General features: G+C 61.2%; 9 protein-coding genes and 1 pseudogene. All 10 read left to right on the forward strand.

Going from position 1 to position 6,871, the window contains the following annotated elements:
* Positions 1 to 252 (forward strand): annotated as a pseudogene (locus ABSG20_RS25535) (beta-hexosaminidase); the annotation flags it as partial.
* Positions 249 to 1,079, forward strand: coding sequence for a segregation and condensation protein A (locus ABSG20_RS25540; RefSeq protein WP_423867271.1), 831 nt, complete (start codon positions 249 to 251; stop codon positions 1,077 to 1,079). The pseudogene ABSG20_RS25535 and the gene ABSG20_RS25540, both read left to right, overlap by 4 nt.
* A gap of 21 nt (positions 1,080 to 1,100) precedes the next feature.
* Positions 1,101 to 1,811, forward strand: coding sequence for an SMC-Scp complex subunit ScpB (gene scpB / locus ABSG20_RS25545; RefSeq protein ID WP_423867272.1), 711 nt, complete (start codon positions 1,101 to 1,103; stop codon positions 1,809 to 1,811).
* Positions 1,812 to 1,985: 174 nt separating this feature from the next.
* Positions 1,986 to 2,222: a twin-arginine translocase TatA/TatE family subunit gene (locus ABSG20_RS25550; protein ID WP_423867273.1), complete on the forward strand. Its 237-nt coding sequence runs from the start codon at positions 1,986 to 1,988 to the stop codon at positions 2,220 to 2,222.
* A gap of 126 nt (positions 2,223 to 2,348) precedes the next feature.
* Positions 2,349 to 2,861, forward strand: a complete 513-nt coding sequence (gene tatB / locus ABSG20_RS25555) for a Sec-independent protein translocase protein TatB (protein ID WP_423867274.1) — start codon at positions 2,349 to 2,351, stop codon at positions 2,859 to 2,861.
* The gene (gene tatC, locus ABSG20_RS25560) at positions 2,858 to 3,682 is read left to right on the forward strand and encodes a twin-arginine translocase subunit TatC (RefSeq protein ID WP_423867275.1); all 825 of its coding nucleotides are present in this window, start codon (positions 2,858 to 2,860) and stop codon (positions 3,680 to 3,682) included. The genes tatB and tatC overlap by 4 nt, the downstream gene beginning before the upstream one ends.
* A 150-nt stretch (positions 3,683 to 3,832) precedes the next feature.
* Positions 3,833 to 5,359 (forward strand): serine--tRNA ligase, encoded by a 1,527-nt coding sequence (serS, locus tag ABSG20_RS25565; RefSeq protein ID WP_423867276.1) that lies wholly within the window; start codon positions 3,833 to 3,835, stop codon positions 5,357 to 5,359.
* A gap of 115 nt (positions 5,360 to 5,474) precedes the next feature.
* Positions 5,475 to 5,951, forward strand: a complete 477-nt coding sequence (locus ABSG20_RS25570; protein ID WP_423867279.1) for a hypothetical protein — start codon at positions 5,475 to 5,477, stop codon at positions 5,949 to 5,951.
* Between the two features lie 203 nt (positions 5,952 to 6,154).
* Positions 6,155 to 6,394, forward strand: a complete 240-nt coding sequence (locus ABSG20_RS25575) for a response regulator (RefSeq protein ID WP_423867277.1) — start codon at positions 6,155 to 6,157, stop codon at positions 6,392 to 6,394.
* Between the two features lie 192 nt (positions 6,395 to 6,586).
* Positions 6,587 to 6,871: Crp/Fnr family transcriptional regulator (locus ABSG20_RS25580; protein ID WP_423867278.1), on the forward strand; the 285-nt coding region annotated here is incomplete at its 3' end.

A 6,871-nucleotide genomic window follows, 5' to 3' on the forward strand; every position in this document is an offset into this window, starting at 1 on the left:
GCGCTCTCGGGGACAATCGCCGAGCGCACCCAGGCTATTTTCGGCGCCGGCTGCGATGTGGCTCTGCATTGCAACGGCAAGCTCGAAGAGATGGCCGACGTCGCCCGCAACACGCCCGAATTGTCAGGTCAAGCGCTGAAACGCGCCCAACGGGCGCTGGCATCAAGGAAGCCTCCGCAGGCCTTCGATCGGCTGCGGGCGCGCGCCGAGCTCGACGCGTTGATTGAACGGGCAGGAACGGCAGGCGCATGAGCGCGGAGATTCTATCGTTCGAAACCGGGCGGCCCGCGGAGCTTTCGGCGGACGAGCCGTCTTTGGTGGTCGACGTCGAGGGCTATGAGGGCCCGCTCGACCTATTGCTGACGCTGGCGCGGCAGCAAAAGGTCGATCTCGCCAAGATTTCCATTCTGGCGCTGGCCGACCAGTATCTGGTGTTCATCGAGGCGGCGCGGAAAATAAGGCTCGAACTGGCGGCCGACTATCTGGTGATGGCGGCATGGCTGGCGTACCTGAAATCGCGGCTACTGCTGCCGGAACCGGTCACCGCGGACGGACCGAGCGCAGGCGAAATGGCGACCGCGCTGGCGAACCGGCTACGCCGCCTGGAGGCGATCCGCGAAGCCTCGAACCGCTTGATGAACCGCCCGCAATTGCAACGCGATATCTTTCCCCGCGGCGATCCGGAAGCCATCGCCGAAATCCGTCATCCCAGATTCACGGCAACCTTGTTCGATCTGCTTACCGCCTATGCCGCGCAGCGTCAGCAGCGGGTGCTGGCGACGGTGCATCTGGCGAAGCGAACGGTTTGGTCGCTGGCCGAAGCGCGAGCGTCGCTCGAGCGTCTGGTTGGAATGGCCGAGGACTGGAGCTGCCTCGACGAATATCTGATCCGCTTCGTGCTCGACCCTTCGCAAAAGGCTACCGTTTTCGCGTCCAGTTTCGCCGCGGCGCTGGAACTGGTGAGAGAAGGTGAGGTGGAATTGCACCAGAAAGAGGCGTTCGCGCCGCTGTATTTTCGAAGGCGTCCGCCGCAGCCAGGTTCCGTCGCAATGTCCGCGCCGGATCTGCCGGCCGAGTAAGTGGAAGAAGGAGACCTTGCCATGGCTAGTCTGGCGGAAAAACGCATAGCCGATGCGGAGGATAGGGCTGCCGATCCGCAAGCGCGGCCGGAGGAATTGCGGCTCCTGGAGGCGCTGCTGTTCGCCTCCAGCGAACCGCTCGATCAGGCGATGCTCGCCAAGCGGATGCCGGAGGGCGTCGATATCAAGGCCGCATTGGCGCGGTTGCAGGCCGACTATGCCTCACGCGGCGTCAATCTGGTCCGGGTCGCCAATAAATGGACGTTCCGCACTGCAAGCGATCTGTCATGGCTGATGACGCGGGAGAGCACCGAGACGCGGCGGCTGTCGCGCGCGGCGATCGAAATGCTGGCGATCATCGCCTATCACCAGCCGGTGACGCGCGCGGAAATCGAGGACATCCGCGGTGTGGTCACCTCGAAGGGCACGCTGGATGTCTTGCTGGAAACCGGCTGGATACGCCCGCGCGGCCGCCGCAAGGCGCCGGGGCGTCCCTTGACCTTCGGAACCACGGAAGCCTTCCTGTCACAGTTCAGCCTGGAGGCGCTCGGAGATCTGCCGGGCCTTGAGGAATTGAGAGGCACCGGCCTGTTGGATTCGCGGCTGCCTTCGGGATTCAGCGTTCCGGCGCCGTCGGATGACCCGGCCTTGCGCGAGGATGAAGATCCGCTTGAAATCGGTGATCTGGAACTGGCGCTGGCGCCGGCGGCTGAGCCGGAAACCGGGGACTGAATCTGACCGGCATCAGCCGATTTGCCGGCCATCAGGCTTCCCGCGACCGTTAACGGTCAGCGCCATAACAGGCATTTGACATGCCCTAAGTCCTTGTTTTTGACACCCCCCCGGCCTACTTTCAGCTGGAGTTCAGGCCGGCCACCGGCCTTCTGATGTTTGGAGGATTGCAGGATGGGTTCGCTTAGCATTTGGCACTGGATCGTCGTGATCGCAGTCGTCCTGCTGTTGTTCGGCCGCGGCAAGATTTCGGACCTGATGGGCGACGTTGCCCAGGGCATCAAGGCCTTCAAGAAGGGCATGCAGGACGACGAGAAGACTACGGAGAAGCCCGAGCCCGTGAAGACGATCGATCACAACGCTGCGCCGTCTACGGCGGCGCGTTCGGATGTCGGCAGCAAAGCTGTCTGACGGTCTTGCGGCCCGCGGCGGCAGTGCATTTGTTCTGCGGCAGGAGCGGTCGAGGCAGACGCGGGCGGCCCAAATCTTGTTTACAAGCATTGGGGTGAGATCGCATCGCGTGAGCGGATTTTTTGCATGTTCGACATCGGTGGGAGTGAACTGATCGTCATCGCGGTCGTGGCGCTGATTGCCATCGGCCCGAAAGAGCTGCCCGGCGTGCTGCGGATGGTCGGACAATGGATGGGCAAGGCGCGCAAGATGGCCGCCGAATTCCAGGGTCAGTTCCAGGAGGCCATGCGCGAGGCGGAGATGGCCGACCTCAAAAAGAGCTTTGACGAGGTCAAGGAAGCCGCCAGCGGCTTCACCAGCGGCAATCTCATGACCTCGCTGGAAAAGGACGTCAGCAAGTCGCTTGATATCGACGACATCGACAAGCCGGCGGCGGCGTCAACCGCTACGCCTGCGATCGAACCGCCGGTGACCCCGGCCACGCCGCAGATGCCGATCCCGGAAACCTTTGCCCCAGCCGATGCCGACGCGCTGGCGTCGCAGCCGCTGGGCATCGTGCAGGAGGTTCATCCTGAGCCGGCGCCGCAGCACAGCGCGGCTGACGTGCCTGACAGCTTCAAGGACGCCAAAGCGTCATGACTGCCGAGGACATCGAGGCCAGCAAAGCGCCGCTGATGGACCATTTGATCGAGCTGCGCTCGCGGCTGATCAAGGCGCTGCTCGGCTTTGGCATCGCCTTCATCTTCTGCTTCTTCTTCGCCAAGCAGATCTACAACGTGCTGGTATGGCCCTTCGTCTGGGTCGCAGGTGCGGAAAACTCGAAATTCATCTATACCGCGCTACTCGAGTATTTCATCACCCAGTTGAAGCTGGCGCTGTTCGGCGCCGGCTTCATCTCGTTTCCGATCGTGGCCACGCAGATCTACAAGTTCGTGGCGCCCGGCCTCTACAAGCACGAGCGCGGCGCGTTCCTGCCCTACCTGATCGCCACCCCCATCTTCTTCGTACTGGGATCGATGCTGGTCTATTTCGTGGTGCTGCCGATGCTGGTGCGGTTCTCGCTCGGCATGCAGCAGCTCGGCGGCCCGGAGACCGCGCAGATCCAGCTCCTGCCCAAGGTCGGCGAATATCTGTCGCTGATGATGTCGCTGATTTTCGCGTTCGGGATCGCGTTCCAGCTGCCGGTGATCCTGACGCTGCTGGGGCGGATCGGCATCATCACCTCGAAACAGCTGCGCGACAAACGGCGTTATTTCATCGTGGTCGCCTTCATCATCGCCGCGGTGCTGACGCCGCCCGACGTGCTGAGCCAGTCCTCGCTCGCGATCCCCTTGCTGGCGTTGTACGAGGGTTCGATCATCGCGGTGCGCATGGTGGAGAAGAAAGCCGCCGCCAAGGCTGCCGCCGCGGCCCCGCCATCCGCCACTCCACCACCGCCAGATCCGACACCGGCGGAGTAGGGGGCGTTAGCGCCTGCGTTTTCGTATCGGCACGGCAAACTGCTCATTATTCGTCATGCCCGGGCTTGTCCCGGGCATGTCAGTCTTTTACAGACCGTGCGACCAAGACGCGAATGGCCGGGACAAGCCCGGCCATGACGGGAAACAGCCATGCACGACATCAAATGGATCCGCGACAATTCCGAAGCGTTTGATAAGGCGCTGAGCCGTCGAAATCTGAAAGACGAAGACAAGGTAAGGTTTTCATCGCGAGCGATCCTCTCTTTGGATGAGGAGCGACGAAAACTCATTTTCGAAGTCGAGCAATGGCAGGAGAAGCGAAATCGCCTCTCAAAGGAAATCGGGCTTGCGAAAAGGACAAAGGATGAAGCTAAAGCTACGGAATTGATGGACCAAGTCAGCAGGTTGAAAAGCGACATTGCCCACGCGGGAGAGCAGGTCGTCACCAATATTGAGAAGAAGCTGGCGGATTTGCTTGCGGAAATTCCCAATTTGCCGCTGGACGAAGTCCCAAATGGCGCGGACGAACATGGAAATGTGGTGCGACATCACTTCGGTGCGGTGCGCAATTATGCGTTTGCGCCAAAGGCGCATGACGATCTCGGAGCCGCGCTCGGTTACATGGATTTTGAAACGGCGGCAAAGCTCAGTGGGGCGCGTTTCGTGGTGCTGAAAAAAAGCCTAGCGCGGCTGGAGCGCGCGATCGGCCAGTTCATGCTGGACCTTCATACCAACGAGCATGGCTACACTGAGATCAATCCGCCGCTGTTGGTGCGCGACGAAGTAATGTTCGGCACCGGGCAATTGCCAAAGTTTCGGACCGACCAATACTTTGCGTCCTCCGAAATCGACTGGAACCAGATTGATAGCATTCTTGATGCGGCGGGTGATTTCTCGCTCAGCCAAATGAGAATGAACCCCTCCAGTGTTCGTGAGCTTGCGGAGAGTCTGTCCCACATTGCGGCTGATCAAGAGGACGCGTATGGAGAGAAAAACCATGGCGGGAGTCTGCTTGTTCGTGAGTTCATTGATCGTACGCGATCAAAGGGTCTGACTGGCAGACGGTGGCTCATCCCCACCGCCGAAGTCCCGCTGACAAATCTCGTGCGCGAATCCATCCTGGACGAGAAGCAATTGCCGATGCGGCTGACGGCGCTCACGCCGTGCTTTCGCGCCGAGGCCGGCGCCGCCGGCCGCGATACCCGCGGCATGATCCGCCAGCATCAATTTACAAAAGTCGAGCTGGTCTCGATCACGACGCCGGAAACGGCTCGAGATGAGCACGAGCGCATGCTGGCTTGCGCCGAGGAAGTGCTGCGGCAGCTCGATTTGCATTACCGGGTGATGACGCTGTGTGCCGGCGACATGGGTTTTTCGGCGCAAAAGACCTACGACATCGAGGTCTGGATGCCTGGCCAGGGCGATCGCGGGGCTTTCAGGGAAATCTCGAGCTGCTCGGTGTGCGGCGATTTCCAGGCCCGGCGCATGGATGCGCGCTATCGCGGACCGGACGGCAAGCCGCGCTTCGCGCACACGCTGAACGGCTCCGGCACCGCGGTCGGCCGTGCCCTGATCGCGGTCATGGAAACCTATCAGCAGGAGGATGGTTCGATTGCCGTGCCCGACGTGCTGCAGCCCTATATGGGCGGGCTGAAGGTGGTCGCCCGCGATACGTGATTTTGTCGCGGGCAAAGCTCAGGTTCGATGTTGCGGAGGCAGCGTGGGTGCCGCTATGTTCTATTTTTGCGTGCGGCCCAAGCCGCTCGAGAAGCGAACATTCAGAATATTCAAGATGGCGTTGCATCGCGACATCTATTGGGTGGGCCGGCAATGGACGGTAACAGGCTACGGTATCCAGGCCTGCGATCAGAGGCAGAAGGGGAAATTCGATATCGAGGCCACCAGGCTGTGGGACGAAGGCGTGCTGGAGAGCGTGCGCGATCTGACGTGGCTCGATATCGTCGATTTCGAGAAAGCCATTGTGGTTGCCCGCAGGTATTACCCGGAGCCGGCGCGAAAGGTCGCGCCGCCCGAGGAGCGTGTCCTGGGCTTGATCGCAGAGGTATTGAGAGAGCCGAGCTGCCCAGACATTGGCCATCAAGACATCGGCGACAAAGACATTGACCACAAAGAGGTTGGCCTGAACAATATTGACCTGAAAGCAACGCGCATCGAAAAGCCGAGATTGGCGGCTCAAAGATTCGAACTGCGGGCAGCAGGCTGGCCCGCGAAATTCGTGCCGCAATGGCGCATTCGGATCCAGCGCTGACAGGATTGCGCGTTGCAACCGTGGACAGAGAGCCCCGTGCTGGCGTAGCGCGGGGTCGCTTCCTCCACGGATGAAGTTTTTCAATGTGAGCAATTTTGACCAGGGCAGCAGAGGCCCGAAGGGTCATCCTCCGATTCGGACTTCGCTCCGCCCGGGTTCGCTCTGAGCGGCCTCGGTGGGCGCTCCAATCGATGCGAGGTGTCATGCCCGAATTTCAGCCGGTCGCGGCCGCGCATGTTGCTGCCATCAAGCGGCCTGGCTGCCCGATGTGCCAGCAGAACCGCATGCTGCTGTCGAAGCTTGAGGCAGGCCCCTCCGGATTCGACCGGGGTACATTCGAGTGCCAGAAATGCGGTCTCGTCCAGATCATGCCGGTATCGCGCGATCCGATAATCTCGCCGGTGCGGCGTTGGCTCGCCGGTGAATTCAGACCGCCGACTTGATCTTCGTCGTCGGGGCGCGTGTGTCGCGGGGCTCATACGGCCTCGCCCAGAGAGGTATCGGGCTGAGCCGAACCTGCGCCGATTAAAGTCGCCGACCGGACATAGCTAGTTTATAATGGCCCATCGTCGCGCTGCTGCGCGGGCCGCCGTTGACCGAGCGTGTTGCGCTGCCGCCTTGACGGGACCAACACCATGTCCAATACGCCGATAGCTGAGACCAAGGATGCCTTCCCTGCCCGGGATTTTCTGAGCCGGGCCGGGCATGGAATATCAGTCGATAAATATTCAAAAAACCAGAAGATATTCGGCCAGGGCGAGGTCGCCGACCGGGTCTTCTTCATTCAAAAGGGCAAGGTGAAGATGACAGTCCTGTCCGAACACGGCAAGGAGGCGGTGGTCGGGATTTTTGCCGAGGGGCAGTTTTTCGGCGAAGCATGTCTCGAAGGGGCGGAGGTGCGCAGCGCGACCAGCCAGGCC

The sequence above is a fragment of the Bradyrhizobium sp. genome (genome assembly GCF_049512235.1).
Classification (GTDB): Bacteria; Pseudomonadota; Alphaproteobacteria; order Rhizobiales; family Xanthobacteraceae; genus Bradyrhizobium.